1 protein-coding gene is annotated in these 2603 nt (G+C 71.6%); it reads right to left on the bottom strand.

The features are described 5' to 3' along the window. Positions 1-84: 84 nt before the first annotated feature. Positions 85-2601 carry a DUF4118 domain-containing protein gene (locus tag ACFWY5_RS47460; protein ID WP_379638831.1) on the bottom strand — a complete coding sequence of 839 codons (2517 nt, stop codon included), beginning with the start codon at positions 2599-2601 and terminating at the stop codon, positions 85-87. Positions 2602-2603: the final 2 nt, after the last annotated feature.

Genomic DNA, 2603 nt, shown 5'->3' with positions numbered 1-2603 from the left:
CATCAACGTCCTGCACGCCATCTTGCGCACCCGCAAGCCCTACGACCCCGGGCACCAGATCCGCACCGCAGCTTGACAGAAGCATTAGGCAGCCAGCTCCTTGATGGGCATCGTGAGGATCATGGTGAGACCTCCCCCTGGTGTCTCGTCGGGGACCAGAGTGCCGCCCATCGCCTCGGCCAGGCCCCGGGAGAGAGCCAGGCCCAGGCCGACACCGGTGTGGTTGTCGCGGTCACCCAGTCGTTGGAAAGGCAGGAAGACGCGGTCGTGGGCATCGGGCGGGATGCCGGGACCGCGGTCGATCACCCGGATCTCCACGTGGTCGCCGTGCCAGCTCCCGGTGATGACCACCTTTTTGCCGGGCGGGCTGTAGCGGACCGCGTTGGACATCAGGTTGACCAGCACGCGTTCGAGCAGCGCCGGGTCGGCGATGATCTCGGGCAGTTCGATGGAGATGTCGCCCTCGACCCGCTCGCGCAGCGGGCCCAGGTCGTCGACGGCCCGGGGCACCACCTCTTCGAGCGCCACCGCCTGCAGGCCGACGCCGAGCACCCCGGCCTGCAGGCGGCTCATGTCGAGCAGGTTCGCCACCAGGCGGTCGAGGCGGGCCAGCGACTCCTCGGCCGTGGCCAGCAGTTCGCTGCGGTCCTCGGGGCTCCAGTCGATCTCGTCGTTGCGCAGGCTCTCCACCGCCGCCTTCGCCGAGGCCAGCGGGGTACGCAGGTCGTGGCTGACCGCCGCCAGCAGCGCCGTGCGCATCTTGTCCGCCTCGGCCAGCGGCTTGGCCTGCTCGGCCTCCTCCTCCAGCCGCTGCTGGCGCAGCGCCACCGCGATCTCCGCGGCGAACGACTCCAGCACCCGCCGGTCGGAGGCGTCCAGCAGCCCGCCCCGCGCGGCGAGCACGAGGTCCTCCTCGATCACCACGTCGGTGTCGCCGCCGGACGGCGTCGTGCACGGCGTGCCGCCGGTCGTGGCGACGATGCGCCAGGCCGCCGGGTCGGTGTGGTCGTCGGGCGCGCGGCCGGTGTCCGGCAGGCGTTCGAGCAGCGTGACCGAGGTCAGCCCGAACGTCTCCCGCACCCGCACCAGCAGCTCGGAGACCGCCGACTCCCCGCGCAGCACGTGCCCGGCCAGCGTCGAGAGCACCTCCGCGTCCGCGCTCGCGCGCGCCGCCTCCCTGGTACGGCGGGCCGCCAGATCCACGATCGTGGACACCGCCGCCGCCACCAGCACGAACACGATGAGCGCGAAGAGGTTCTCCGGATCGCTGATCGTGAACTCGCTCACCGGTGGCGTGAAGAAGAAGTTGAGCAACAACGACCCGCCCACCGCCGCCGTGATCGCCGGCCACATGCCGCCGATCAGCGCCACCCCGACGGTCATGACCAGGAAGAACAGGATCTCGCTCGGCAGTGACAGGTCATCGCGGAACGGGACGAGCCCCGCCGTCAGCGACGGCATGCCCAGCAGGGCCGTCAGCCAGCCGATCAGCCGCCGGGTGCGGGTGAGCGCCGCCCTGGTGCGCTGCGGCCGGCGGCGCCCCTTCTTCGCCTCCTCGTGCGTGATCATGTGCACGTCGATGGAGCCGGACAGCGCCGTGGTGTCCACGCCGACGCCGCGCGAGAAGATCTGCGCGAACCTGCCGCGCCGCGAGGCGCCGAGCACGAGCTGGGTGGCGTTGACGCCGCGGGCGAAGTCGAGCAGCGCGCGTGGGATGTCGTCGCCGACCACCTGGTGGTAGGTGCCGCCCATGCTCTCGACCAGGGAACGCTGCCTGGCCAGGCTGGCCGGATCGCCGCTGGACAGGCCGTCGGCCCTGGTCACGTGGACCGCGAGCAGGTCGGCGCCCTTGGTGCGGGCGGCGATGCGGGCGGCCCGCCGTACCAGAGTGTCGCCTTCAGGACCGCCGGTCAGGCAGACGACGACGCGCTCGCGCGCCTCCCAGGTGCCCTTGATGCCGTGGTCGCTGCGGTAGCGATCGAGTTGCTCATCGACTTTTCCCGCGACCCACAGCAAGGCCAGCTCGCGCAGGGCGGTGAGGTTGCCGACTCTGAAATAGTTGGACAAGGCGGCATCGACCTTCTCCGGGGCGTAGATGTTGCCGTGAGCCATCCGGCGGCGCAGGGCCTCCGGTGACATGTCGACCAACTCGATCTGCGTGGCACGGCGGACCACCTCGTCGGGGACGGTCTCCCGCTGCGGGATACCGGTGATCTGCTGGACGACGTCGTTGAGCGACTCCAGGTGCTGCACGTTCACGGTGGAGATGACGCTGATGCCGGCGTCGAGGATCTCCTCGATGTCATGCCAGCGCTTGGCGTTCCGGGAGCCGGGGACGTTGGTGTGCGCCAGCTCGTCGATGAGCGCGATCTTCGGCGCGCGCGCCAGGACCGCGTCCACGTCGAGCTCGGTGAAGGTGGCCCCCCGGTGGACCATCGTCTTGCGGGGGATCACCTCCATCCCTTCCAGGAGGTTCTCGGTGAGGGGGCGGCCGTGGGGGGGGGGGGGGCCGCCCGCCCCCCGCCCCCCCCCCCCCGCCGCCCCCCCCGCGGGGCCCCCCCCCCCCCCGGGGGTGGCCCCCCCCCCGCGGGGGGTAGACAAAG

The sequence above is a fragment of the Nonomuraea sp. NPDC059007 genome, assembly GCF_042740555.1.
Classification (GTDB): Bacteria; Actinomycetota; Actinomycetes; order Streptosporangiales; family Streptosporangiaceae; genus Nonomuraea.
The sequence above is the reverse complement of the archived record's forward strand: the minus strand, read 5'-3'. Positions and strand labels throughout refer to the sequence as shown.